This window comes from Streptomyces swartbergensis (genome assembly GCF_002148965.1).
GTDB lineage: Bacteria > Actinomycetota > Actinomycetes > Streptomycetales > Streptomycetaceae > Streptomyces > Streptomyces swartbergensis.
In genome coordinates, this window is the sequence record NZ_NGFN01000093.1 from 1 (window position 1) to 25,408 (window position 25,408).

General features: G+C 70.8%; 18 protein-coding genes and 2 pseudogenes. 11 read left to right on the forward strand and 9 right to left on the reverse strand.

Annotated elements, in window-relative coordinates:
* On the reverse strand, positions 1-1,676 hold a 1,676-nt coding region (locus tag CA983_RS16865), incomplete at its 3' end, for a potassium channel family protein (RefSeq protein ID WP_086601724.1).
* 143 nt (positions 1,677-1,819) lie between these two features.
* Here CA983_RS16865 and CA983_RS16870 point away from each other — a divergent pair.
* The 3 genes from CA983_RS16870 to CA983_RS16880 all read left to right on the forward strand — a co-directional run bounded on the left by CA983_RS16870 (position 1,820) and on the right by CA983_RS16880 (position 4,143).
* The gene (locus CA983_RS16870; RefSeq protein ID WP_086601725.1) at positions 1,820-2,899 is read left to right on the forward strand and encodes a permease; all 1,080 of its coding nucleotides are present in this window, start codon (positions 1,820-1,822) and stop codon (positions 2,897-2,899) included.
* Positions 2,896-3,603, forward strand: a complete 708-nt coding sequence (locus tag CA983_RS16875) for a TIGR03943 family putative permease subunit (RefSeq protein ID WP_086601726.1) — start codon at positions 2,896-2,898, stop codon at positions 3,601-3,603. The genes CA983_RS16870 and CA983_RS16875 overlap by 4 nt, the downstream gene beginning before the upstream one ends.
* An 81-nt stretch (positions 3,604-3,684) precedes the next feature.
* Positions 3,685-4,143 carry a Pycsar system effector family protein gene (locus CA983_RS16880; RefSeq protein ID WP_086601727.1) on the forward strand — a complete coding sequence of 153 codons (459 nt, stop codon included), beginning with the start codon at positions 3,685-3,687 and terminating at the stop codon, positions 4,141-4,143.
* Between the two features lie 84 nt (positions 4,144-4,227).
* Here CA983_RS16880 and CA983_RS16885 read toward each other — a convergent pair whose 3' ends face one another.
* Both CA983_RS16885 and CA983_RS16890 read right to left on the reverse strand, forming a co-directional pair.
* Positions 4,228-4,500, reverse strand: coding sequence for a hypothetical protein (locus CA983_RS16885; protein ID WP_086601728.1), 273 nt, complete (start codon positions 4,498-4,500; stop codon positions 4,228-4,230).
* 4 nt (positions 4,501-4,504) lie between these two features.
* Positions 4,505-4,804, reverse strand: a complete 300-nt coding sequence (locus CA983_RS16890; protein ID WP_143645500.1) for a hypothetical protein — start codon at positions 4,802-4,804, stop codon at positions 4,505-4,507.
* A gap of 262 nt (positions 4,805-5,066) precedes the next feature.
* Between CA983_RS16890 and CA983_RS16895 the strand changes: the two genes are divergently transcribed.
* The 6 genes from CA983_RS16895 (at position 5,067) to CA983_RS16920 (ending at position 12,147) form a co-directional block, all read left to right on the forward strand.
* Positions 5,067-5,780: a Crp/Fnr family transcriptional regulator gene (locus CA983_RS16895; protein ID WP_244206940.1), complete on the forward strand. Its 714-nt coding sequence runs from the start codon at positions 5,067-5,069 to the stop codon at positions 5,778-5,780.
* Between the two features lie 135 nt (positions 5,781-5,915).
* Positions 5,916-6,674, forward strand: a complete 759-nt coding sequence (locus tag CA983_RS16900; protein WP_244206942.1) for a hypothetical protein — start codon at positions 5,916-5,918, stop codon at positions 6,672-6,674.
* Positions 6,667-8,970 carry a hypothetical protein gene (locus CA983_RS16905; RefSeq protein WP_086601731.1) on the forward strand — a complete coding sequence of 768 codons (2,304 nt, stop codon included), beginning with the start codon at positions 6,667-6,669 and terminating at the stop codon, positions 8,968-8,970. The genes CA983_RS16900 and CA983_RS16905 overlap by 8 nt, the downstream gene beginning before the upstream one ends.
* The gene (locus CA983_RS16910) at positions 8,967-10,040 is read left to right on the forward strand and encodes a hypothetical protein (RefSeq protein WP_086601732.1); all 1,074 of its coding nucleotides are present in this window, start codon (positions 8,967-8,969) and stop codon (positions 10,038-10,040) included. The genes CA983_RS16905 and CA983_RS16910 overlap by 4 nt, the downstream gene beginning before the upstream one ends.
* Positions 10,033-11,538: a DUF4407 domain-containing protein gene (locus CA983_RS16915; RefSeq protein ID WP_086601733.1), complete on the forward strand. Its 1,506-nt coding sequence runs from the start codon at positions 10,033-10,035 to the stop codon at positions 11,536-11,538. The genes CA983_RS16910 and CA983_RS16915 overlap by 8 nt, the downstream gene beginning before the upstream one ends.
* An 87-nt stretch (positions 11,539-11,625) precedes the next feature.
* A complete protein-coding gene (locus tag CA983_RS16920) occupies positions 11,626-12,147 on the forward strand; it encodes a Pycsar system effector family protein (RefSeq protein WP_086601734.1) in 522 nt (173 codons plus the stop codon).
* A 351-nt stretch (positions 12,148-12,498) separates the two neighbouring features.
* Here CA983_RS16920 and CA983_RS16925 read toward each other — a convergent pair whose 3' ends face one another.
* From CA983_RS16925 to CA983_RS16945, 5 genes are all read right to left on the reverse strand, one after another.
* Entirely contained in the window at positions 12,499-14,382 is a 1,884-nt protein-coding gene (locus CA983_RS16925; RefSeq protein WP_143645501.1) for a hypothetical protein, read from the reverse strand.
* Positions 14,383-14,654: 272 nt separating this feature from the next.
* Complete coding sequence (locus tag CA983_RS16930; RefSeq protein ID WP_244206944.1) at positions 14,655-15,926, reverse strand: TIGR02679 family protein; 1,272 nt, start codon at positions 15,924-15,926, stop codon at positions 14,655-14,657.
* Complete coding sequence (locus tag CA983_RS16935) at positions 15,923-20,179, reverse strand: TIGR02680 family protein (protein ID WP_086601736.1); 4,257 nt, start codon at positions 20,177-20,179, stop codon at positions 15,923-15,925. The genes CA983_RS16930 and CA983_RS16935 overlap by 4 nt, the downstream gene beginning before the upstream one ends.
* Positions 20,176-21,501 (reverse strand): TIGR02678 family protein, encoded by a 1,326-nt coding sequence (locus CA983_RS16940; RefSeq protein WP_086601737.1) that lies wholly within the window; start codon positions 21,499-21,501, stop codon positions 20,176-20,178. Before CA983_RS16940 ends, CA983_RS16935 begins: the two co-directional genes overlap by 4 nt.
* Entirely contained in the window at positions 21,498-23,126 is a 1,629-nt protein-coding gene (locus CA983_RS16945) for a TIGR02677 family protein (protein ID WP_086601738.1), read from the reverse strand. The genes CA983_RS16940 and CA983_RS16945 overlap by 4 nt, the downstream gene beginning before the upstream one ends.
* Positions 23,127-23,642: 516 nt before the next feature.
* Between CA983_RS16945 and CA983_RS47905 the strand changes: the two are divergent.
* Together CA983_RS47905 and CA983_RS47910 are read left to right on the forward strand one after the other, a co-directional pair.
* A pseudogene (locus CA983_RS47905) lies at positions 23,643-23,819 on the forward strand (DUF433 domain-containing protein); the annotation flags it as partial.
* Positions 23,820-23,964: 145 nt separating this feature from the next.
* Positions 23,965-24,744 carry a hypothetical protein gene (locus CA983_RS47910; protein ID WP_244206946.1) on the forward strand — a complete coding sequence of 260 codons (780 nt, stop codon included), beginning with the start codon at positions 23,965-23,967 and terminating at the stop codon, positions 24,742-24,744.
* Between the two features lie 435 nt (positions 24,745-25,179).
* On the opposite strand, the pseudogene CA983_RS16960 reads toward CA983_RS47910, so the two are convergent.
* Positions 25,180-25,408 (reverse strand): annotated as a pseudogene (locus CA983_RS16960) (hypothetical protein); the annotation flags it as partial.

Below are 25,408 nucleotides of genomic sequence, written 5' to 3' on the forward strand. Positions count from 1 at the left end.
GCCCGGAACGCCTCCCCCACCGTCCGCCCCTCCAACTGCGGATGCCCGGACACCTCCACCTCCGCGAACAGCAACACCCGCCGCTCCACCGGAATCGCCCCCAGAATCTGCCGCCCCATCATCGCCCCGGCGAACGCGGGCGCGGCCAGATGCGACACACTCCGGCTCCGCGTAAGGGCGAACGGATGCGCGGCCCGCAGCGTCCGGTACACCGCGGTCGCGAAGTCGTCGTCGTACAGCCGCAACACCACCCGCAGATCGGGCCGCACGGACCGCGCGTACAACGAGGCCTCCAGATTCGTCGTGTCCGCACTGGTCAACGCCAGCAACGCATGCGCCCGATGGATCTTCGCGGCCTCCAGCACCCCCTCCTGCGTGACGTCCCCGAGCACCACCGGCACCCGCAGCCGCCGCGCCGTGGCCATCCCCCTGGCCTCCGGATCGGACTCGACGCACACCACGGGAATGTGCAGCTCCCGCAGCCGCGTCAGCACCCGCGTCCCGATCTTGCCGAGCCCTAGCAGCACCACATGCCCGCCGAGCCCCCGCGGCGGCTTGCGCAGCGCGGAGGCGCTGCGGAACGTGCCCAGTGCCTCCAGCACCGCGGCCAGCAGCACCGGCAGCAGCAGCAACCCGACCAGTCCGGACAGCAGTTGCAGGACCTGCCGCTCGGTCGACTTGTGGTACGCGGGGTCGTTGATGCCGAACAGGTCGAGGAGCGTGACGTACGTGGCGTACAGCGGATGCTCCCCGGTCACGAACATCAACGCGACGGCGAGCGCGAGCACACACCCCACCAGCCCGGCCAGCGACCACCGCAGCCGGCGTGAGAACAGCGAGGCGAACGGCGGCACACCGCCCCGCCCGGAGGACAGGGACGGCCCGGAGTACGACACCTGCTCCAGGACGACGGTCCCGCGCCCGGTCGCCGCCGCCACCGCCGCCTCGTCCGGCAGCAGTCGCGGCCCCTGCTCCCCGCTGCCCTCGGAACCGTCCGCGCCGGCCGGGTCGTTGCTCGTCGCGGACAGCAGCGCCAGGGTGCACAGGCCGGGGTCGGCCACCTCGCCCGGCCGCGGCGGCTGCCGCTCCACGGCACGCAGGACGAGCCCTTCCGTCTGGACGACCTTGCTGGTCCCGACGAGGGCGGTGGCGGCCAGCGCGGGCGCGGCCGTGTCGGCGTCGGACAGCACGGTCGTCGACGCGTCCAGCCCTGCCGTTCCGGGCCCCGTGCCGGAGGCCACCGCCGCCGTCTGGTCGAGCAGTTCCTCGATGTGCTGGCCCAACCGCCGGTTGTACAGACGGAGTACGAGCCTGAGGCGGGGGTTGAGCCGACGGGCGGTGAGCGCGGCGCGGATATTGGTCTCGTCGTCGTCGTACACGAGCGCCAGGGCCGCCGCCCGGTCGGCGCCCACCTCGGTGAGCACGGCCTCGGTGACCTCGGTGGCCTCCACGACCTGCTCGTTCGCGGCCGGTTCGGCGCCGCCCGCGCCCGTCCGGTTGACGGCAGCGCTGACCCGGTCGAGCAGGGCCGCCGAGGCGGCCCGGGCGCGTCCGACCACCGGCTGCCGCACCCGGCGCACCGAGGGCGGCACCACGAGCGTGACCTGTTCGCCGTACACACCACGGAGTTCGGCGGCCAGCCGGTGCGCGAGCCCGTCGTCCCCGCACACGATCATGTGCGTGGCCGGACCACCTGGCAGACCCTGGTTCGGAACGCTCCCCACAAGGGAGAAGACTGCCTCACCGGGACGGCTGGTTCCAGAAGGGAACCGCGATGGCTGAACACCCGACGTGGCCCGGCCGTACAGAAGGGGAGGCAATGCCCGTGCGCACGACCGGAGGTACCGGGCCCGTGGCCACCACCAGACCCGCCCCGCAGGAGACCGACGAGACGGCCGGGAACGAGACCGCCCGACCGGTCGCGGACAAGGGCACGAGCCCGGACGACGCCCGCCACCTCAACTCCCCCCTCCTGCTCACCCTCCTGCTGCTCACGGCGGTGATGCTCCAGGACCCGATCCGCGGGGCCCTGTCCGCACCCGTGATGCAGAGCTGGATGACGGTGTTCGTCGCGGTCATGGTCCAGGCGCTGCCGTTCCTGGTGCTCGGTGTGCTGCTGTCGGCGGCGATCGCGGTGTTCGTGCCGCCGTCCTTCTTCGCCCGGGCCCTGCCGAAGCGCCCTGCCCTGGCGGTCCCGGTCGCGAGCGTGGCGGGTGTCGTGCTGCCGGGCTGCGAGTGCGCCTCGGTACCGGTGGCCGGGGCGCTGGTCCGCCGGGGGGTCACACCGGCGGCGGCGCTGGCGTTCCTCCTCTCGGCGCCCGCCATCAACCCGATCGTCCTGACGGCGACGGCCGTGGCCTTCCCCGGCAACCCGGAGATGGTCCTGGCCCGCTTCGTCGCGAGCCTGCTGGTGGCCTGCGTGATGGGCTGGCTCTGGCACCGCCTCGGCCGCACGGACTGGCTGCGCCCGCCCGACAGACCGTCGTACGAGGGCCGGGGCAGGGGGGCGGCCTTCTGGGGCTCGGTGCGCCACGACGTGATGCACGCCGGCGGTTTCCTGGTGGTCGGTGCGATGGCCGCGGCGACGCTGAAGGCGGTGGTGCCGGAGGAGTGGCTGCGCGTGGCGGCCGGGCATCCGGTGCTCTCGGTGCTGGCCCTCGCGGTGCTCGCCGTCCTGCTGTCCATCTGCTCGGAGGCGGACGCGTTCGTGGCGGCGTCCCTGACGCAGTTCTCGCTGACGGCCCGTCTGACGTTCCTGGTCGTGGGGCCGATGATCGATCTGAAGCTCTTCGCGATGCAGGCGGGCACCTTCGGCCGTGCCTTCGCCCTGCGCTTCGCCCCGGCGACGTTCGCCCTGGCCGTCGTCGTGTCGGCCCTGACCGGAATGGTCCTGCTGTGAACCGCCTGGCCCAGACGGCCCTCCTCTTCCTGCTCGGCGCGACGCTCCTGCACGCCGGCCTGACCGACCTGTACCTGCGCTACGTCAAGGCGGGCCTGCGCCCGCTGGTCCTGCTGGCGGGCGTGGTGCTGATCATGACGGCCGCGGCGACGCTCTGGTACGAACGCCGCCACGCACCCGCGCGACAGCACCACCACCACGAGCCCCGCATCTCCTGGCTCCTCGCCCTCCCCGTCCTCGCCCTGATCCTGGTCGCCCCGCCCGCCCTGGGCTCCTACAGCGCGGCGCACACGGGCACGGCCCTGACGAAGCCCTTCGGTTTCCCGGACCTCCCCGCGGGCGAGCCCCTCCGTCTCGGCGTGGCCGACTACGCCGGCCGCGCGGTCTACGACGACGGCCGCTCCCTCCGCGACCGCGAGCTGAAGATCACCGGCTTCGTCACCCTGGACCGGTCGGGCGCCCCCTACCTGGTCCGCATGGGCCTCAACTGCTGCGCCGCGGACGCCCAGCCGGTCAAGATCGCCCTGACCGGCAACGTCCCCCCGGTCCTGAGCCCCGACACCTGGCTGGAGATCACCGGCCGGTACACCCCCCGCCGGACCAAGGACCCGGTCAACGACGGCCCGATCCCGTACCTCGACGTCACCAGAGCCAGACCGGTACCGGCACCGGCCGACCCGTACGACGAGACATGGAACAACTGAACCCGCGTACTCCGCGTACTCGCGTACTAGAGGAGCGACTTCCGGGTACTCGGGAATGCCGCTGATCAGCGAGGGGGAGGTATGACCACACCGAGCGGCGAGACCGGGACGGTGAGGGGAACCGGGACGCAGACCGACCGCGCGGCGGAACTCACCCGGGACCTCCTGACCGAGGCCCGCGACCAACTCGCGAAGGCCGACAGCAAGGCCGGACTGACGCTGGCGACCCTGGGCGCGGCCCTGACCGCCCTGCTCGGGGCGATCGCCGGCGGCCTCATCGCACCCGGCCAGTACGCCGTGATCCCCCAGCTGCTGGTATGGGCCGGCTGCGCCGCCTGCGCCCCGTCCCTGGTCCTCCTCGGTCTGGCCGTATCCCCCCGGCGCCCCTCCCAGCCCTCCTCTTCCGGCGACGCGACCCAGCTGGAGATCCTGTCCCGCACGGCATGGACCAAGTACCGCTGCATACGCCGGGCGATGGCCTGGGGCGCGGTCTTCCTCACCCTCACGCTGGCGGGGACGCTGGCGGGGGTCCTGTCCTAGCGGCCGACATGGACACCCTGTCGATGACGCGGGAACACCGTCGCTGATCCAGGGCGTCAAGGTCGTACACCCACCCGCCACCCACTACGTCCTCTTCCTTCCCCCGCGCTTCTCGGCACGGGACAGCAACTCCCACGGCAGCAAAGCCATCACGTTCCGGTCGGCGGAGAGAGAGGCGAGGTGCATTACGCGCGCCGGTCCGTCCACGCACACGAGCCAGTGCGCGACATCGACACGGCCGAGTGCCGCGCCGGCGCGGCGGACCACGCCGTCCACCCACTGGATGTAACCGCCGGGCAGGAGCCGCCGCATCCGCCGCGGCTTCGTGCTGGGCAGGAGGCTCACGACCACGTGCACGTCGTCACCGAAACCGCCGCCCGTCCCCGTCCCGGGCCGCGGCGACGAACGCCGGCGCGTCCTCGCCCGCCGGCCGCTGCCACCCCGGCCGCCGCGTCAGGGTCATGCCGGTGGCCTGGACCCTGGCCATGTGCTGGGGGACGACCCGCCGTACCCAGGCGTTGACCTCGTCCGCCCACACCACCACGGCCACGACCGCCCGCCCGCCGGACAGCTCGTATGCGTACGTGCCCGTACGGGCCAAGGGATCGGGCGCGACCTCACCGTCCCCCTGATGAAGTATCAGCACCCGCTCCGCGCCCATAGGGGCCATGGCACCACACCGGGCACGGGACCGGTCGCGCCGGACGGCCGCACATGAAGCCCGCCACAAAAGGCCACTTCATTGACTCACCGGTATCGAAGCCGAACCGTGTTCTCGCAAGGAACGCCCGTTCGGTCAATTCCGGCTGGGAAGCTAGAAAACAGGCCACATCCCGTCCTGCCTGTTTGCCCGGGCACGGCTCGGCGGCAGCATGGTCAGACGCTTGAACGGCGCGCTGTGCCGCGGAGTGAGATCGTCGGGGGTGCTGGTGAATCACGTGTGGCCGCCGTCCACCTTTCTTGGCCGGCTGCGGAACACGACACGCGAAGAACTCCTGGGGCAGGGCACCCCGATCGCCTATCCGCCGCATCGCGCCCTGCTGCAGCAGGGCGACGAGAGCCGGCACGTCCTGCTGCTCACGAGTGGTGTGGTGAAGGTCGTCGCCAGCGCGGAGAGCGGCTACGACATGCTGCTCGCCGTTCGGATAGCGGGCGACCTGGTGGGCGAGATGGCGGCCTTCGAGGAGCGGCCCAGGTCCGGCACGGTGGTCGCGTGCAGTGACGTGACCGCGCGGATCATCCAGGTGCGGGCGCTGGAGACCTTCCTCACCCGGCACCCGGACGCCATGCGGGCCATCCTGCAGATGCTGTGCGCCCGGCTGCGCTGGGCCAACCGGCGCCGGGTCGATTTCCAGGCCTACGACTCGCTGACCCGGCTGGCCCGGGTCCTGGCCGAGCTGTGCCAGGCCTACGCCCAGCCCGTGCCGGACGGCGACGGCAGGCGGTGCGACCTCGGTGTGACGCTCACCCAGAAGGAACTCGCGTCGCTGGCGGGTCTGAAGCTCAACACGGCCGAAAAGAGCCTGGCCGCACTGACAGCGCAGGGACTGGTGGAGCGCAGTTACCGAAAACTGACCATCTGTGACGTTCCGAAGTTGCTCGAATTCGCCAAAGTCGTTGCGGACAACCCGTACTGATACGGAATCACTTCCAGCACTCTCTCCTAGCCTCTCGGGCAGCACATTCGTGGGCAGTGTCTGCCCATCGACTGCCCAGAGAGGAATGACCGGGTGGCTGCGTGGCCTGACTTCCATCCCTGCACATGCATAGCCGTGGACGCACAGTCCTACGGAGGCAAGAACGACCGTAGGCAGTCCGAAATCCAGCACGATCTGCCGAGGCTCCTCGACCGTGCCGCCAGAGGCGCCGGACTGGACCGCGCGCAGTGGCACATCCAGCGCAAGGGCGACGAGCAGCTGGCGGTCCGGCCCGTCGACGGCAAGGAACCGCGCCTGGTCGACGACTATGTCCGCCATCTCGTCGCCGAGCTGCGCGAGTACAACGCCCAGCGAGTTCCCGAGGCCCGGATGCGGCTGCGGGCCGTCGTCCACCAGGGACTGGTACAGCTGGCCGACAACGGCTTCGCCGGCACGGCCGTGGTGGCCACGGCGCGCCTGCTGAACGCGCGTCCGCTCTACGACGCCCTGGCCGCCCACCCCGACGCCGACCTGGTGCTGCTGCTGTCCGACGACGTCTTCCGGTCCACGGTGGCGGGCGGCCACACGACCCTGACCACCGAGGACTTCACCCGCGTCACCGTCCAGGTGAAGGAGTACGAGGCCACGGCCTGGCTGTGGGTGCCCGCGCTCGGCGCACCGGCCGCGGCCTCGCGTGAGCCCGGGGCCGCGCAGCGGGGGAAGCACGCGGCCCCGGTGCCGGGGGAGCCCGCGGCGGACCGGCCGGAGCCGGCCGCCGCGGGCGGGGCGGGGATCAGCAACGACTACCGGGGCGACAACATCAACGTCACCAACATCGCCGGCCCGGTGGACGCCCGTGGTGCCGTCTTCGGCTTCGGGAGCGCCGGTGGCTGACGACACGGCCCCGGACGACGGGCTGGACGTACCGCCGCCCGTCCCCGCGCCCGACCAGGCCGCCGAGCCGCCCGTGCCGGGGGACGGCGGAGACGCGCCGCAGGCCGGGGACGAGGACAGGGGCCCGGACAAGGCCCCCGAGCGGCGCGCGGAGCCGGACGAACGGGAGGAGGACGACCGCGGCTACGACGACCTCCGCCGCGTCCACCAGCTCGTCAACAACAACTTCTACGGCGTCGTGGACGCCGCCGGGGCGGCGTTCGGCTTCGGTGCCGCCTCGTCCCCGGGCCTCGCTCCCGGCACCATCGAGCCCGCGGAGGCGGACCGGGCACTGCGGTTCTACCTGCCCCCGCAGCCCTGCTTCGACGAGGCGCTGGGCAAGCTGCGCGCGGACGGTCTCGTGGTCCTGACCGGTCCGGACGGCTGCGGCCGGGGCGCGGGTTCCCTCGCCCTGCTCAGGGACGTCCTGGGCGAGCAGGCCAGGCTGCGCAGCCTGTCGCCCGCCAACGCCCTCGCCGAGCTGGCGGCATCACGGGACCTCAAGCCGGGCCGGGGCTACGTCATCCTCGACTACGTCGGTGAACTGCCCGACCAGGCCGTGCAGGCGTATGAGATCAGGCGGCTGAGCGAGGAACTGCACCGCAAGGGCTCGTACCTGGTGATCACGGCGGGCGACACGACCCGTCGGCGGCTGGCGCTGCGGGACCGCTGTGTGCCGTGGCAGGCCCCGGACCCCGTGGAGCTGTTCGATCACTGCCGGGAGAAGCTGCCGTCCGCCGGCCTCACGCCGTCCGCCGGCCTCACGCCGTCCGCCGGCCTCACGCCGGACATCGAGCAGGAGCTGCTGGAGCGGGTCGGCGAGCAGCGGCGGCCGGCGGACGTCGTCGCGGCTGCCGTGGCCCTGTCCCAGGAAGGCGCGGAGAAGGCGCTGGACACGCTGCGGGACCGGTACCGGGAGCGGGTCCAGGAGTGGTTCCGCGGGCAGCCGTCCGCGGGCGACCTGCTCCCGCTCGCGGCGCTGGCCTTCCTGGAGGGCGTCCCGGAGCGGACGTTCGAGAAGGAGTGCGCCGCGCTCGCCGCCCATGTGCGCAACTGGGAGCAGAGCGGCGAGACGCCGGTCGCGGAGCCGGACGACGAGGCCAGGACCCCGTCGGGCGGCGCGGTGGCCCAGCAGTCCAGGGCCCGGTGGAAGGAGCGGGCGGTGGGGCTCGTGACCACCGAACACCGTCCGGGTCCGGGCCGGGACGCCGGCCGCAGCGAACGGCGCCTGGTCTTCACCTCGCCGCGCGTCCGCGAGCTCGTCATCGCGGAGCTGCACGACCTGTACGGCTACGAGCTCTGGTACCCGCTGCGTCAGTGGCTGGGCGAGCTGGCCCTGCGGGGCGACCTCGACACCCGGACGGAGGTGGCCCGGGGCGTCGCGCTCCTGGCACGGTACGCGCTGGTCGAGGTCGACGAGAACCTGCTGACGGTGTGGTCCGAGGGCATCACCAGCCAGCGGGTGACCGCCGCGCTGACGCTCCAGTTCATGTGCGACGCGGAGCATCTCGCCTCGCAGGCCCTGAACATCGTCCTGAGCTGGACGGACAACAGCGGCCAGGGCCGTGCCGTGACGGCGGCCATGGCGCTGACGGGCCGCCTGGGTTCCCTCTACCGCCTGGACGCGCTCAACGGGCTCTGGCTCCTGGCGCAGCGCGGGGAGCGGGTCGCGTTCTCGGCCCGGCGTTCCCTGGTCCTGCTGCTCCAGACCGCCGAACAGGACCCCGAACGCGTCCTCTTCATCCTCCGGTACGTACGGACAGTGATCGCCAGGACGACGCCCCGGTCCCGGGAGCGGTCGATCGCGCTGCGAACCGCCGTCCAACTGCTGGAGGCCACCCGGCTGGAGGCCCCCGAGCCCGTCACCGCGGCACTCCTGCGTACCGTTCCGGACAGCGCCCGCCAGCTCGGGTCACTGTGGGCGGACGTCCTGCACAGCAGCAACCGGAGCAGGGCGGTCAGCGCGCTGTGCCGCACGCTGGTGCAGCTCCGCGACGACCCGTCCGTCACCGGCGCCGTACGCGAACTCGGCGAGGCCATGCGGAACGCCATGAGCGCGCGCCAGTGGGCAGCCCTCTGCCACCACCTGTCCATCGCCCTGAAGCACCCCGACTACGCGATCCCCGGCGCCCGCCGACTGGCGCAGGTGCTCCTCGGATCACTGCGCGGCCGGGCACCGGCCGATCCCCGGCGCTCCACCGCGTCCCTCATATCCACCGCCCCCGTCCCTTCCGCTCCTGGAGGTCGAAGCAAGTGAACTACCCGGTCATCGCCGAGCACATACTGGCCACGGTGCAGGGCACCTGGTGGTCTCGGCGTCGCCGCCGCGAGGACGTACCGCCGCTGCCGCCCGGAGCGGCCTACGTCTTCAGGGTCGGCGGGAACTACCGCACGTTCCCCGAGGGGATGGTGTTCGACCCGTCCCACCCCGACGTGCTCGACGCCTCCTCCGTCAGCCTGGTCGACACCCGGGCGCGCCTCGTCGATGTGGATCGTCCCCTGCCGTCGATGAGCGAGGCGGACAACTTCACGATGCGGGCCTCCTTCACCTGCCAGGTGACCGACCCGACCGTCATCGCCCGGCAGGGCATCATCGACGTCACCGTTCCCCTGCGCGCCTACCTGATGGGCGACAGCGACCTGCCGAGGGTGAGCGCCGGGCACCGCGTGGAGGAGGTCAACGCGGTGCGCACCGAGGCAAGTCATCGCATGACCGCCTACAGCGCGATCGTGCCGCCGCGTGTCGCGGGCATGAGCGTGGAGTTCGTCAGCGCCGAGGTGCACGCGTCGGACGACCTGCGGGACTGGGAGCAGAAGCTGCGCGACGAGCGGCGTGCCTGGGAACTCCAACGCGGCCAGCGCGACTTCGAGACCGAGGACGCCAGACGGATCGCGGAACTGCTCTCCCAGGGTTCCGACCACGTGGACGCCTTCGGTATCGCCCGGAAGGAGATGGACGTCACCGAGGTGGCGGCCCGCATCCACCGGATCACCGACGAGGAGTCGAAGCGCCGCCACACGGCCGAGACGTCGGAGCGGGCCCACGCGCAGGCGCGGGAGACGGCGGAGGCACAGATGCGCCGCGACATGCTGCTGACGCTGCTGCGGCAGATGGGCGGCAGCGAGTACGTCGACTACCACCAGGTCCTGGAACAGGTCCTGCGCGAGACGGGCGGCCAGGCCACGCCCGGCATCGGAGCCGCCACCGACACCGGCCGCATGGTCGAGTCGGGAGAGGCACGCCCCGGCCGCACGGCAGTGGGCCGGGAGGGGACGCGCGACGCGCAGGGTGGTTTCGTCACGGACGAGGACGATCTCGTTGACTGACTTCCTGACGAACCATATGACGGCCGCCGGCACGACGGACGGCCAAGGGGCCGGCACGACGGACGGCCAGGGGGCCGGCACGACGGACGGCCAGGGGGCCGGCACGACGGACGGCCAGGGGGCCGGCGACGGGACTGGCGACGGGGCTGCCCCTCGTACCTCGAACGGCCGGGCAGCCGCCCGCACCACGGGGGGCGAGCCCGCCGCCCGCACCACCCGCCGCCCCTTCGACTTCGACGCCGCACGACGGTTGCGCGCCCTCACCGGTGTCGACGAGGAACTGCTGGCCAGGGTCAAGTACGAGCGGAGCAAGTACACGGCCCTCGGCGGGGTGGTGCTCGGCACCTCCGTCATAGCGGCGTTCTCCATGTGGAACTTCGCGACCGAGGCGCTCGGCAAGGTCTCCTTCGTGGCCCTGGTCCCGACGGTCATCTGGATGCTGTTCGTACTCAACCTCGACCGCTGGCTGGTGACTCCCCAGCCGAACGCCCGGCGACGGGCCGGCCCTCTCCTCACCCGCCTGCTCATCGCGCTGATGCTCGGGGTGGTGATCGCCGAGCCGCTGGTGCTGCGCATCTTCCAGACGGCCATCGAGGAGCGCGTCGCGGACGAACGTACGGACGCCGTCGACCGGTTGCGCACGAACCTGGTCCGCTGCAACCCGGTACCGTCCACGACGCAGCCCGTCACGCCGAAGGGCTGTGACAGGACGTACGTTCTCTCCTTCGACGCGACGCCCGGCGAACGGGGCGAGGAACTGGACGCCTTGCGCTCGGACGCCGCCGCCCTGGAGAAGCGGGTCGACCGGGACACCACCCGGTTGGAGGCCATCGACTCCGAGGTACGGGACGAGTGCCGCCGACTGATCCGCATAGCCGCGACCGGCCTCTACCAGCGGACGTCCGAGTGCCTACGCCTGCGCGACAAGGCGCATGACTACCGGACCACCCACCGCACGAGTGAGAACGAGAAGCGACTCGTCGGCATGAACAGCCGCATCTCGGAGATCGAGGCCGAGCTGACCTCGTCACGCGGAGAGTTCCTCAAGGCCCGGGCCGACGGCATCGAGCGGCGGCTGGACGAGGAGCGAGCCAAGCAGAAGGAGATCGGTGTCCTGGAACGGATCAGGGCGCTCGATGAACTCGCGAGCGGCAACGCGGTGCTGTTCGTGGGCATCTGGCTGGTCCGCCTGCTGTTCGTACTCCTCGACATGCTCCCCGTGCTGGTGAAATACCTCAGCGGCGATACCGCGTACGACCGGATGCTCACCAGCGAGAGCAACAGCGCGGTCAAGATCCACGGCGAGGAGGTGCGCCTCACCGAGCGCCGGGCCATGGCGAACCTCGAGATCGCCCAGGACGCCATCGAGCAGGAGGTCCGGCGCCACCGCGCCGAGTCGGAGGCGGCGGCCCGGGAACACACGGCAGCGATGAACATCCGGGTCCGGCAGGCGGTGAACGCGCTGGAGGACGAGATCCGCCGCTCGTCGACGGTCTGACGCACCCGCCCGCACCAGGAACACAGCACCACGGCCGCCCCGCACGCCGGGGCGGCCGCCCGACACCGACGGCAAGGAGGGGGAGGTATGACCACACCCGGAGACGACGCCGGCACCGCAACCGACCGCGGCGCGGAACTCGCCAGGGTCCTGCTGTCCGAGGCTCGTGAGGAGCTCGTGAAAGCCGACAACAAGGCCGGTCTCATCCTGGCGTCCCTGGGCGCGTCCCTGACCGCCCTGCTCGGCGCGATCGGCAGCGGCGTCATCGCCCCGCGACAGTACCCGGTCGTTCCGCAGCTTCTCCTCTGGACGGGCTGCGCCGCCTGCGTACCGGCACTCGTCCTGCTCGGTCTTGCCGTGACCCCACGGCTCGGAACCCCCCACCGCTCCCGCACCCACTACTTCGGCGACGCGAGGCTGGCGATGTCGGTCACCCACCTTGACCGAACGCTCCGCCACACCGACCCCGTGTCCCGGGACCTGACCCAACTGGCGACCCTGTCCCAGACCGCCTGGACCAAATATCGCTGCATACGCCACGCACTGGCCTGGAGCATGATCTTCTTCACGCTCACACTGCTGGGCATAGTGACGGGAGCGTCGACGTAGCGGCACACCGGAAATGATCTCCAGAAAACCGTCAGGGGCCTGATCCATTCACTGGATCAGGCCCCTGACGTGCTTTTCCACTGTCGGGGTGGCGGGATTTGAACCCACGACCTCTTCGTCCCGAATGAGGTTTGGTTGGTGATCTTGCCAGCGCGGATGGCGTTTTACCTGTTCAGAGCGTCGGGTGTCGTGGTCTCGGGTGGCCTCGAAGGGGCTTGGGGAGCGGATCGGCTCCCAGATGGCTCCCCGAGGAGCCACTCGTCCGAACCCTGCCAGTGATGTTCTCTATGTACTTGGCGAGGCGCTTGGGGATCAGATTCACGAGACTGAGACTGAGCGACGTGTCTGCTGTCATCGTGCCGGCGGAGGCGTCGGCCACGCGGTCCCCTTGACTGCCGCGTCGAGGAGGTCACCGAGCCGATGCCAGGCGCTCGGGCCGGCGTGCGACATGGGACTCGCCGCGAACCGCTGCCACGCCGCGTCGCTGTCTCCGAGCGCCTTGGTGACGTAGGCGGCGACTGCGGGATGAGTGGTGTCGTAATGCGGGCCGCGGGCCTTCAGTGCTGACCAGGCAGGTAGCAGTCGGAGCAACTCTGCAGGGCACTCGGGCCGGGCCAATATGATCTCGGCCCAGCTCCCACGAAGGTCGGGTCCGCCGCCCAGGCGCCTACGCAGGTGCAGCGTGAGATCGAGCAGTGTCTGCTGGGGGGCGGAGTGGCGGGCCAGTACGTCGTCGAAGGTGAGGGACTTCCGGTAGGAGCGGGCGGCAAAGCAGAGCAGGGCCTCCTCGATGAGCGTGTCATTGCCCATATGTCGGTCGAGGTAGGCGACGAGAACGTCCTCGTCGGCGTCGGCCAGCTTCTTGAACCCGATGCCCTGCGGGTCGCCGAGGGAGGCCGTGCGTCGGCCCGGCAAGGCGGGGACGGGATCGGTGACGAGCGGCATGATGGTGGCGATCAGTTCATTGGCCCGTCGGTTCTCCTCCCACGCGGAATGGCCGGAGGAGGAGTAGCCGTGCGCACCGGACCGGGCGGACAGGGCCCGCCGGGTGTCCTGCACCACGAGACGCGCTTTCTGCCGCGCCTCGTCCGGGACTTCGGGGAGATGTACGAGGAGTGCGTGCAACCAGCCGAGATCACGCACGACCGGATAGCGCGAATCGGGGTCCGGCTCCCAGAGGCTCAAGGCAGTAAGGGAGATGGTCGCGAACCGGGTGCCGAGGGCGGCGACGAGTTCTTCGGACGCCAGCCATTCCCGTTCCCGGGGCCGTCCGAGACGCCGGGCCTCGCCGGGGTTGAGGAGGAACCGCCAGGTTTGCCTGCCTGCGCGCTCCACCCAGGCGACAGCGGAGCGGCAGGCCATGGTCTGGAGGTACCCGGACTGCATCTCCTCGTCGAGGAATCGCTCCACGTAGTCCCGCTCCTCCTGGGACGCAGCCGCCAGCTCGTCGGCGTAGCGCTCCCGTGCCTGCGCGGGCGTCAGCCCGTCCCGGCAGGACCGGGAGACCCGGGTGAGGAGGACCGCTCGACCGAAGTACTCCAGGTCGTGTGCGGCGACTTCCTCCAACAATGCCGGTTCGACGTGCCACGGCAAGGAGCTCAGCAGGTGCTCGCGCACCACGCGATCGGCGGCGGGGTGCCGCGCGGACCAGGCCAGCAGGGGGCGGTGATGCTCCGTCTGCGCCCGGAGGATGCCGGACCACATGTTGTCCCATGCGTCGGATGCGGCACGGTGGCGCTCCATCCACGCCTCGACGTCTTCCTCGCCGTCATGCTTGTCCGGCCCGAACGGGAGGCAGTCGAGCGCTGCGACGAACACGTCCTCGTGCAGGCCGTGTTCACTGAGTACGAGCTGGGCGGGCGTCGGAGTCGTCAGCAGCTCGGGGGTGATGGTCAGACCCGTTGTCGAGCGGCGGTGGAGCTCGGCAACGACGGCGCGGATGAGCGCTGCCCCACCCTCTCTCCGGCCAAGCCCACCGAGTTGCGCCTCAGTGCACTCCCGAAGAAACCGTGCCCTGTATGCGTCCGGGCAGGCGGGGTGCGACAGGGCGACGCGGGCCAACTCCATGCGGTCGGTCGTCATGTACGGCTGCGGTTCGCGATTCAGGTCGCTCTCCACCGCCGTGGCCAACAGCCACTCGGGCGCCGACTGCGCGAGCGGTCCCGTAAGCAGGGCCATGAGCAGGCCGTCCCGGTCCGTGCCCTGGGATGCCGTGCGTATCGCCTCGACAGCCATGCGCGTGGGCGGGGAGTCGTCGGACGCCTGTGCGATGACCGTACGCAGGAAATCGAAAGGGAGGGACGTACGTGATTCCGCCGCGGCCATCGGACTCCAATCTCCGACACCGCGCCTCTGGCCTCTGATCGGACCCACCCGGGCACGGTGGTATACCAGGTGTGGGCGTCAATCATGCCGAAAGGGACTGACATCGCGAGCGGTTACGGACATACGGGTCTGGAGGGGGCGGAGCAGGTTGGCTCCCGGAGTTCGGCACGGCGCCTATGTCTCTACGTCTGGCGTGACAGGTCGGCCACCAAGGGGTCAAGGGTGGCTTCCTCGTGGAGCGCTATGCCGAGGGCGGTCATGGCAGGAGCGAGATCCGGATCCCAGTCCGCACTGACCGGCTGGCCGTCGAGGGCCAGTCGAGGGATGCCCTCAGCCTGACTGCGAGCGGCCAGGTGCTCGTAGTCCGCGGTGCCCATGCGCCAGGGCCGGGCTCCGTAACGGCGGATGACCCGGTTGGCCAGAGCGATCCCCGGCCAGTCGAAGTCGCCGTGGTACGCGAAGTGGCAGCCCGTGGCGGCGAGGGCGTCGAGAAGCGTGAAGACCACCGTGGCGGCGCTGCCGGAGGTGCACACGAGGGGCCGGACGCAGGCTGCGTCCGCCGCTGCTTCCACCACGCGCGGATTCTCACAGATGTGGATGAGCGTTCCGGCGGGCAGTTGCAGCCGCAGGGAGTGCAGGTCGCGCGGCGTGAGGTGGGCCTCGGCGTGATGGTCGGCACGCTCCCGCAGGGCGCGCTCCTGCCAGCCTTCGCCGTCGGGGCGCAGCCCGTAGGTCAGCACCGTGCTGGAGACCTCGTCCGGCGTGACGGACACCAGCCGCCACAGAGCACGTCGGCCGGCCGCGTCGTCGGGGAACTCGGTGCCATGGGCGAGGGCGACACCACGTTGGACGAGGCGTGCGAGCCAGGTGCCGTCGTCCAGGCCGTGCGCGGAGCCGGTCGCCATGGCGGCGAGTTCACCTCGGCCCAGTGTGCCGAGGCGCTCGGGTCCGAGGAGGGTGGTGAGGACCTGGACCGCCTGCTGGAGTGTCCATACCGCTGTTTCGGGCGTCACGCCTCTCGGAACGCCGGCCCGGCGCAACAGGTCGTACCACTGCCGGGGCCATTCCTGGCTGGCGAGCGGGGAGGCGTCCAGGGAGGACGCGAGGGACGACCACACCTGTTCCCGCCGTGCCGTCGCGTACGAGCGGGCGGCACGGCGGTCGGTTAGGGGCGGGCCGAGTTCCTCCAGGGTCTGCCTGAGCCCGAGTCCGGCGGCCGAGGCCCGCAGCCGTGCGTCGAGCACGTCGAGCCGTACCGTCACAGCTGCACCGGTGAGGGCTTTGCCCAGGAGGAGCGACAGGTCGTTGCGTTCCTGGGGGTTGATCGCGGTGAGCCGCAGGGAGCCGGTGGCCTGTACGCCGTTGCTCTCCAGGCGTTTGCGGACGCTCTCCCAGAGCCGGGTGAGCCCGGGGCCCGTCAGCCATTCGCGTGTCGCGGAGGGCAGTGCGCTCACACGGACACCAGGCGCCGGTGGCGGCCGTTCCAGGTGTAGTGCAGGGTGGCCACGCCTCGCACGTGGGGATCGCGGAGGCACTCGTAGATGTGCAGGGACGGAACCTCGGGCCAGTTGCCCATGAGCCGCTCGCTGGTGAGGACGAAGTCGAGATCGAGGTCGACGAGGATACGGCCCAGTCGGCCGTGGGTGGGTTCGTCGACCTTGGCGAAGGCGTCGTCCAGGAGGATCAGTCGTGGCGCGTGCGGCGCCGATTCGGCGAGGCTGGTGAAGTGGGAGGCTGCTGCGGCGAAGAGCACGAGGTAAGAGAGGACACGTTGTTCGCCCTGGCTGAGACCGGTCCGGCCGGTCAGTTTCCTACGGCGGCCCGGAGCGGCGTCCTCCACCACGAAGGTGTGGAAGCGGAACCAGTCGCGGTAGTCCAGCGCGGTCCGCAGATGGGCGGCGTAACCGGCTGAAGGATCGGCGCGTCGGACGTCCTCGATCCGGCGTTGCAGGACTTCGCGGAGCTGCTCGGTCTCCTCGCGCGTCCGGAGGCTCGACGGACTGTGCAGCAGGTCCACGGCTGCCCGGACGTCCGCGTCCACGTCTTCGTCCAGCTTCCACAGCAGCTCGACGCCGAGACCGTGGGAGGTGCGCACGGTCCGCAGGGTGTCGTTGAGAGCCGCGACCAGGTTCGCCGCGGTGATGACCTGTGCCGAGAGGTGGTCACCGAGCTCGCCGGTCAGGAATCGCTGGAAAACCTCGCGCTCGCGCTCGGTGAGCCGTCCCCTGGCCTCCGCGGCCTGGACCGCGATCCGCTCGCCCACGGCCGCGACGTCATGGGAGCCGTGGTCGTCGACCAGACGGCACACCTTGATCCCGTCGCGTTCCTCCAGCTGCGCGTCGAACCCGCCGGCCAGTTGGTCGCGCAGCGCTGTGTGCCGGATGAGCAGGGCGCTGTCCGACACCTCGTCCTTCGGACGGCCGAGAGCCTGCTCCACGGCGTCGGCGAGGGCCCGCAGCGCTCGCAGACGGCTGCGGACGTCCGCACCGGGATCGTCCGACACGTATTCAGGCAGCGAGGACCGGTCAAGGCCAGCACCGAGCACCACCTCAGGTCGGCCGAGAGCACCGCGAAGAGCGCTGCCGGTGTCGATGACTGCCGTCTCCTGGTCCGCCAAAGTTCCGCGCAGGCGTTTCTCGTCCTCTTCCGCGCGCACGCGCTGGTCGTGAAGGTCGTCGCGGGCGCGCTGTGCCGCCGGGAGGGCATGAACGGCGTTCGCGATGCAGTGTTTGGTCTTCTGTTCGCGGGTGAGGATCTCCTCCTCGGACGACCCGATGGCCTCCTCGCGGGTCCGCAGGTCCTGCTCAGCGGTGCGCAGTCCGGTGAGGTGGTCCCGGTAGCTCTCTTCCGCGGCCAGGCGATCCTCGCGGGCACGTTCGTACCGTTCGGCATCCGTCTGATGCGCGCCGAGCCGCTCGCCCGTGCCGCCGACGGCCCTGCGGATATGCCCGATACCGCTCAGCAGGGCAGCCAGTGCGGTGCGTACGCGGTCCAGGGCATCGGGGTCGCCTGGCAGGTCGTGGGCGGTCGCGGTGGCATCCGCCTTGGCACGCGCCGATACCGCAAGAGCGCGGGCCTCCTCGGCCAGCCGTGCCGCCCGGGTTACCTTGGCGGTCAGGTCACGCAGTGCCCTTTCCGCTGATTCGGTCCTGCTCCAGGCGTCCGCGAGATTCCGTGCCCTGGGGAAGTCCCGTACCGCGAGCGTGAGAGCCCGGCGCATGGCATCGGCTTCGGCGAGTTCCTCGCGGACGCTGGCCAGCCGCTGTTCCGTATGCGCGATCCGCTCCTCCAGCTCGGCCAGGATCCGCCGGCGGGTCTCGGCGCGTACGGCGGCTCCCACGTACTCGGTGTCGCCCTTGTTCTGACGGCCGCTGAGCACGCCCAGATGCCAACTGCCGTCGTAGAACACCGCGTTGTGAGCCGATGTTTCCTGTGCGGGTGCGAGTGCGATGGTGGCGAGTAGACGTCCTACCTGCTCGGACGTGACCCCGCAACCCGGTTCCGGGGCCGGGCGCAGGGCCGAGGCGAGAGTCGGTCCAGCGGACAGCGCGGGACCGGGCTGGAGCAGGGTGTCCCGGGCGCGAGGGTCGAGAAGGACTCCGTCCGCGGTTACCCACGCGTCCAGGATTCCGCTCGCTTCCAGCGCTCCTTCGAGACCGGCCCGGTCGGCCGGCGCCAGGCCGTCCGCGAAGTCCACGAGCCGGTAGAAGGGCGCACCACTGCCTGTCGTCCTCGCGGCGACACGATGGTGCGGGGCCGGCGGCTCAGGATCGGTACGTTGCTCCCAGTCCCGCTTCTGCTCCGCCAGGCGGTCGAGTTCTTCGTCGAGTCGGCCGACGCTGAGCGCCAGTGCGTCCCGGCGTTCGGTGAGTTTCTCGCCGTACGGTTCCAGCGCGGCCTGCGCGGTTCGCCACGCCTGGCTGTCGATGTCGGGCGGCAGGGTGCGGTCCGCGAACGGCGCGTCGGCGGAGGTCTCATGGCCGACCGTGGCATGGACGGCGTCCAACGGCGGGCAGTCGGGCCCCAGTACGCTCCGCGTGTGCGCCGCCCACTCGGTGACACGGCCCGCATAGGTGCCGCTCTCTTCGGCGACCTTCTGGCGGCTGATGTCGAGACGGCCGGCGGCCTCTTCCGCCTCGCCCTCCAGCCGTTCCCGCTCGGCATCGGCCTGAGCCGCCCCGGCGCGGGCCTCGTCCGCCCGAGAGATGAGGCGGGTCACCTCCTGAACCATCCGGGCCCGGTATCGCGCGACTGCCTCGGCATCCTCCAACTGGCCCTGCCAGGACCGCAGTCCTTCCCGCGCCGTCGCCGTGTCCACGCGGGCCACCGACCGGTGCGGTACGGTGCGCGTCTCCCCGTCCGGAGTCGTCAGCTCCGTCTCGGTGGCCTGGGCCAGGACCGTGCGTGGCAGGGCCACCGCCTCGCCGAGATGGCCGGTGGGAAGCCCGGCCTTCTCCGCCTGCGTCAGCAACTCCCGGTGTTCGGTTCCCAGTTCGGCCAGCCGGCTGCCGAGGTGTTCGACCCCTTCGGCCAGCCGCTCCGCTGTGCTCTCCTCCGCGTCGTGTGCGTTGCGCAGGGTGGCGAAGGCGGCCACGGCGGCGGTGTGCAATGCCTCCACCGTGCCGCGGCGTTCCGACAGTTCACGCAGGCTGCGGTAGGCGTGACTGGCGTGCAGGGCGGCCAGGTCGGTCCTGGCTGTCTGTTCCTCCTCGCGCAGGGTCTCCAGCCGGCCCTCCGACTCCTCCTCCTGCGTCCGCAGGTCGCTCGTCCGCTGCGCGGCGTCTCCAGCCGCCCGGCGCCGCTGCGCGAGGACGCCCAGCTCGTGGCTGACTCGCTGCGCGGAGGCGCGCAGGACTCCGGCCAGGTAGCCGCGGTAACTGGCGAGGAACGTGCGCAAGGCCGTGTCGGTGCGTTCCAGGCGGCCGAGTTCGTCCCGTACGGCGTCGAGGTCGTGGAGGTTGCGCGCCACCTTCTCGACCACATCTTCGTCGAGCCCCGGCAGGGTCTCGCTGAGCAGGGAGGCCAGGCCCCCGTGCTCGATGCGGTCCCCGACCGTGGGGCGCCGCAGTCGGTGGAGGAGCTGGGTGAGGTTGCGGTAGCGCGTCGCGTCGGTGATGCCGAACAGGTCCCGGGCCACACGGGAGCGATGCACGACCGCACGCTCGGTCGTGTTGTCGGAGCCGACGATCTCCTTGAGCCGGTCGACCGGCAGCGGCTTTCCGCCCTCGACCAGGTGCAGGTCCTCACCGACCCGCAGGGGGGTGACGAAGAACGTCGGCAGCGCCTTCTGCGTCGACTTCGAGGCACGGATGGCGACACCGAGCGTCAGGAAACGGTGGCTGCCGTCGTCGGTCGTGCTCCGGAACTCCACCCACAGGTACCCGAGACGGTTGGTCTGCTCGAACCCGTCCAGCATCAGCCAGGGGAGCGTGGTGCGGCCGGTGCCGGTGGCGTCCAAGGCCCGGGAATCGCCGTCCAGGAGATACGGGAGCAGCATCTCCAGGGCCTTGGACTTGCCCGCGCCGTTCTTGCCGCGCAGCAGCAGCCGTCCGTCGCCGAAGGAGAACTCCTGAGCGTCGTACTGCCAGACGTTCTGGATGCCCGCCCGGTACAGCCGGAAACGGATGCCGGTGCTCGTCGCGGGGGCAGCGGTTGTCGCGGCGTCGGAACGCGGCAGCGGAACGAGGCCACGCGCGTCGGTGGTCAAAGCGGCAACTCCTCTTGCACATCGGTTCCTTGGCGAGCTTTGGCAGCCGGGCGCACGGTCACGAGGGTGGCGTAGCGCGCTGCCGCGGCCAGCAGCACCCAGCCGTCGCCACTGGGCCGTGCGCCATGGACATCGGTCACCGTACGTCCTTCTGGCGCCTCCTCCACGTACCCCTCCGGCAGCCCTTCGCCCTCGGCGCGCAGTCGCCCGGCGCGGGCCATCAGCCGCATGCGGACCAGCAGGTCCAGCACGGCCTCTCTCATGGCGGGGAGGTCATCCAGGTAGCCGCGCTGCCAGTTGCTGCGCTGCCCGTACTCGGCGATGAGCTCGGCGAGCACCTCGTCCACCAGGCCGTCCGGGACAGTCACCCCGATGACGAGCGTCCCGCCGGTCGCCGGATGCCCCGGTTCCTGCGGCCGAAGCCGCTCCACGAGCCGTTCCACCAGCAGCAACGCGGCCTGTGCGACGGTCCCGGTGCCCGGCAGATGCAGATCCGTCAGCTCCTCCTCGGGATCCACCAGCGCCACGCCCTCGGCGCGGATCTCCATCTCCAGACCCAGGAGTTCCGAGAAAGCCTGGGCCTCCCGGCGCTGCCGGGTGCGCAGCCAGTCACGCTCGGCGTCGGTCAGCTCGTCGAGGTGGACGACAGGTGTCTCGACGAGCATCCGGCGCACGTAGGTTCGCGGCCCGCTGAACCCCGGGTCCGCTGCCCGCCGGACCAGGTCGGCGCCATCCCGGGCCTGTGCGAGCGGGCCGGCGACGACCACGCGTGCCAGCTCCCGGTCCACCGTGATCAGGGCCTCCCCGCCCGCCTCCTGCGCGATCGCGGCCACCTGGCCCTCGGTCTCGATGAGGACGCCCCACTCGACAAGCTGGCGCAGAGCCGCTACCAGCGTCCGCTTCCCGGCCGCCCGGCCCGTCTCCTCCAGCTCGATCCCCGCGTCGGCGGCAGCGGCCCTGATGTCGGCGACCAGGTGCGACAGCAGCACCTGCTCGGGCGCGGTCACCAGCACGGACAGGGCCAGCGCGAGACAGGCGTACGTGTGCGGGGTGAAGGGCGTGCCGGTGGAGCGCTCCAGCCGGTGACCCGATCCCGCCCCCAGCCCCGCCTTGAACAGCCGGGCGAAGGAGCTGTCGACTAGCAGGCGGTAGCCGAGCACCTGCTGGAACCGTTTGCCCAGCCAGTCGGCGTGCCTGCGGATCAGAGGGAAGAGGTCGGCATGCGGACCGTCGGACGCGACCAGGGGATGGGCGAGCAGCAGCCTTGCGGCCGTACGACGCTCGGCGGCCAGGGCCACGTCGTGAGTCGAGGGAAGGGTCATGACACGCTCACCTCCGCCTCCGCTTCACCGTCGGCCGCCACCGAGATACGACCGATGTCCAGCTCCAAGTCGTCCAGCAGCAGGTCACCGTCGGCCGAGTACAGCACCGTCCGGGAGCCCGCCGTTCGGCGCACGGTGAGTCGGATGCCCAGTTCGGCGTCCTCGCTGCTCGCCGAGTCCAGGTCGAAGCCGGCCGTCCCCTCCCCGTCCGTGCCTGTGCGCCTCCTGAGCTGTGCGTTTCCGAGCGCCGTGGCCAGCAGCTCCAGGAGCAGCCCGAGCCCTGCCGAGGTGAGTCGTACGTCGGCGAACCGACCCGACGCGCTGCGCAGTTCGTCCGCCGCCGCTGCCCTGGCCGCCGCCCGCTGCCGGGCGGCCTCCCGCAGCCGGCCCTTCTGTGCGGAGTGATCCTCCACCGCGGAGGGCCGACCCCGCTGGGCACGGCTGCCCCTTTCGCGCAGGGCCACCGGCACCTCGACCACCGGACCGGTCCACCAGCTCGTGTAGGCGGGCACCACCTCGTCGGTGGCAGGGGGTATGCCCAGATGGCGGGCGCCGTAGAGACCAAAGGCGGCGACGGCCATGTCGTGGGCATCCTGCGGCGCCGCCTCCTCGAACCAGCGGGCGAGCCGCAGTAGATCCTTGCGCCGGGACATCTCCCCGGTGGCCGACCGCAGCATCCGCTTGGCGTTGGCGAGCAGCGACTGCAACGCGCGCAGGGTGGCATCCCGTAGCTGGTCGACCTGGCTGCCCTGGCCGTCGGTGTCGCTGAACCAGCCGCGCAGTCCCTCCCAGTCCGCGAGCTCGCGGCCCCGGCTGCGCTGTACCCGGACCTCCAGGCGGCCTTCGCCCTGCGCCGACAGCCCGGTGAGCCCCTGGGCGTGGGCGTCCAGCCGGTTCAGCAGAGTCGGGATGTGCGGCCACAGGGTGTCCAACGCCGCCGATATCCGAGGTGCGCGGAAGGCCACGTCTTCGGTGATCGCCTCCACGTAGTCCAGGAGCAGTTCCTTGAAGCCCTGGTACTCGGCGCTGTCCAGGTCGTAGCGGGACAGCACCTGGCCGAGGTAGGCGTAGAAGTCGCGTATGGAGTCCGCGAACTCGGTGAACTGCACGAACAGCGTGCTGATCCGCTCCAGTCCGTCCTGCGGCTCGATGCCGCCCGGCGCGGTCACGAGGCCGGCCAGCTCCCGCAGCCCGCGCTCGACCAGGGCCAGCAGTTCGTTGCTCACCTCGCGGGCGGCGTCGGCCTCGGCCAGGACCCCGTCCGCGTCCCGCTGGATGCGTTCGCCCAGTTTCGACAGCTGGTAGCGCGAGCGGGAACGCTGGTACTCGCTGATGCTGGATGCCTTCACCGTGTGGCTGCTGCGCAGCAGGTTTCCCCACTGCACCAGCTGTTCCAGCCGGACGGTGAGGGTGTCGGCGTCGAGCCCTGCGGCGGAACCACCAGCCTGGCGCAGTTTCGCCATGACGTCCGGGACGGCAAGATCCGCCAGCAGCGTGCCGCAGAAAACCCGCATGATCGCTACGTGCTCCAGCCGCTCGGGTGCGCTGAGGTACGTGTACGCGTCCAGCCGCCGCCGCGCCTCCTCGTCGGCGTCCTGACGTGCACCGGATGCTGATGCCCCCATGTCCGTGAGGTTACGCGGCGCAGCCGGGTGCCGCCGGTGAGTGGCCGAAAATGCCACGGACGTGTGCCAGGCCCCTCAATGGGCCCTTCGGCTTCTGCGCCGAGTGGCTTCCAGGAGAATGGGGTACAGGCTCGTGTCGACAGGGGCGGAAGGAGGCGCGCGCGGTGTCCTACGAACCCAAACTCGCCGCGGCTCTTTCCGGCGCGACGCTGCGCCAGCTGTCCCACTGGCGCCGAGCTTCTGGGCCCAAGGGCGCCGTGCTCGTGCCCGAGATCTCCACCGAGAGGCCGATCCTCTACTCGTTCCGCGAGGTGTCGCACTCCGCATCTGTGTGCAGCTGCGCGAAGAGGCTTCGTTGCAGAAGGTCCGCCGCGCTTTGAACACCCTCCGGGAAGCTCTCGGCGAGTGGGAGCACCTCTCCTCGTACAAACTCGTCGCGGGCCCGGACACCATCTATCTGGCCGAGCCCGACCACGCCGTGGACCTGATCAAGGGGGCAACGTGGTCATCCACCAGATGGTGGATGTTCTCGCTCCTTTCTACAAGGACGGCCGCAGCATTCCCGCTCTGCTCACCCCCCGTGAGCACGTCGCGGTCGACGAGTCGGTCCGAGGCGGCGAACCGGTCATCCAAGGCACCAGGATCCCGGCGTCAGATGTCGCTGCCCTCGTAAGAGACGGCATCCCACCGGACCAGATCAGTGAGTTCTACCCAGGCATGACGGCCGAGGCCGCCCGGGACGCCGCCGACTTCAGCGAGTACGTCGACAGCTATGGCAGCAGCGAGCCCCGGCAGGTCGTCGCTTGTAACTGCTGCTCGACGAGAACGTGCCCGCCCCATGGCCGAGATCGTGCGCATCCTAAGCAGCGGAAGCCCACGGCAGCGAGCATGGGCCACAGACATCCGGGACCGATATGTCCAAGCACGGTGGGGCGGCTCGTGGCGGACGACGATGGACGAGTCCTACTGGGCGTTGCTGAGCCGCCTGACCGGCGCCAAGTGGTGGATCGACAACAGGGACCGGCTCAACACCGCGCTTGCCGAGCTGACCCCCCTGCCCCCGATGACCGGCGGCACCGAGCGGACCCGACGCAAGGCGACCAGGATCAGAGCCGGGCTGGTGGGCACACGGTGGGGCAACCGGATCCCACCGGGAGTGCGGGAGGCTCTGAACCGGCTCACCGATGCCGAATGGTGGGTCAGGAACGAGGTGGGCGACGGCTACCCCATGGCGATCGACCGGGCGCTCGGAGCCGAAGTGCCTGAGTACGACCGGAGGATGATGGGTCTGCCGAAGTACGGCCCTCCCCAACCGAGTCACACCGGCTCGTGCGAGGAACAGCCCGCGTATGCCTCGGCCCGCAAAGCCGCTCGGGAGGTGGCGTCGCAGTACGGCGACCTCCGTGCGGGGAATGAAGGCAGTCTCGGCGGGCTGGGCGGGACCTGCTGCGGCCGGGCAGGCTTTCGTGACGGCGAGAGGGACGGGAAGCGGAAGTGGATCGACAGGAGGGCCGGCGAGATCCGCAGCGCATCTCGCTCGGTCACCGCCGAGCAGGCAGTATCCGAGGCCAAGTCGGACCTTTCCAGGCTTGAACGAAACCTGTCCGGGTGGGGCTGAGCCACTGGCGCATGACGGGGCACCACCCCGTGTGCTGCGAGAAGACGTCTGAAAGGCTCGTCAGGGGACCGCTCGTGCCAGTCGCGCAGACTGAGCAGGCCACCGCGCCTGGGCTGCCCGGCACAAGACCGAGCTGTGCTCCACCCCGACCCAGGCGTCCTGGCCAACCCATCGAACCGCACTTCGGGCCGCTGCGCGGCTTCGTCCTGGGCAACAGCGAACCGCCCAACCACCTCACGCTCGCTCGCAACCTGCACGCCGACCTCCGCTGGCGCAACCGCCACCGCCCAGCGTGCTGGAGGCCCAGCGCCGCAAACGCCCCCGGGTCCGATCCGAACGCCAGCACCGCTGAGGCCGACCCCACCCAACCGCCGCGTGATCAACCCACCCGGCGCACGTAGCGGTCAACGCACTAGGGTGTGTGTGATGTTGTGATCAGCCAGTTGCCTTCAGGAGGTCGTTGATCCAGATCATCGAGGCACGGAGGTGGAGGCCGGCGAGGTAGCTCTCGGGCGTCTTGTCGTATCGAGTGGCGATGCCCCGCCAGGCCTTCAACTTGTTGATGAGCCGCTCAACGGTGTTCCGCTCCTTGTAAAGATCGCCGTCGTGGCATGTGGGGCGGCCGCCCCACATGCCACGACGGCGATCTTTACAAGGAGCGGAA

What these genes read in the sequence shown, in the direction of transcription:
- CA983_RS16870 (WP_086601725.1), top strand. Translation starts at nt 1,820, where the DNA reads ATGCCCGTGCGCACGACCGGAGGTACCGGGCCCGTGGCCACCACCAGA.
- CA983_RS16880 (WP_086601727.1), top strand. Translation starts at nt 3,685, where the DNA reads ATGACCACACCGAGCGGCGAGACCGGGACGGTGAGGGGAACCGGGACG.
- CA983_RS16890 (WP_143645500.1), bottom strand. Translation starts at nt 4,804, where the DNA reads ATGGGCGCGGAGCGGGTGCTGATACTTCATCAGGGGGACGGTGAGGTC.
- CA983_RS16920 (WP_086601734.1), top strand. Translation starts at nt 11,626, where the DNA reads ATGACCACACCCGGAGACGACGCCGGCACCGCAACCGACCGCGGCGCG.
- CA983_RS16925 (WP_143645501.1), bottom strand. Translation starts at nt 14,382, where the DNA reads ATGGCTGTCGAGGCGATACGCACGGCATCCCAGGGCACGGACCGGGAC.
- CA983_RS16940 (WP_086601737.1), bottom strand. Translation starts at nt 21,501, where the DNA reads ATGACCCTTCCCTCGACTCACGACGTGGCCCTGGCCGCCGAGCGTCGT.
- CA983_RS16945 (WP_086601738.1), bottom strand. Translation starts at nt 23,126, where the DNA reads ATGGGGGCATCAGCATCCGGTGCACGTCAGGACGCCGACGAGGAGGCG.
- CA983_RS47910 (WP_244206946.1), top strand. Translation starts at nt 23,965, where the DNA reads ATGGCCGAGATCGTGCGCATCCTAAGCAGCGGAAGCCCACGGCAGCGA.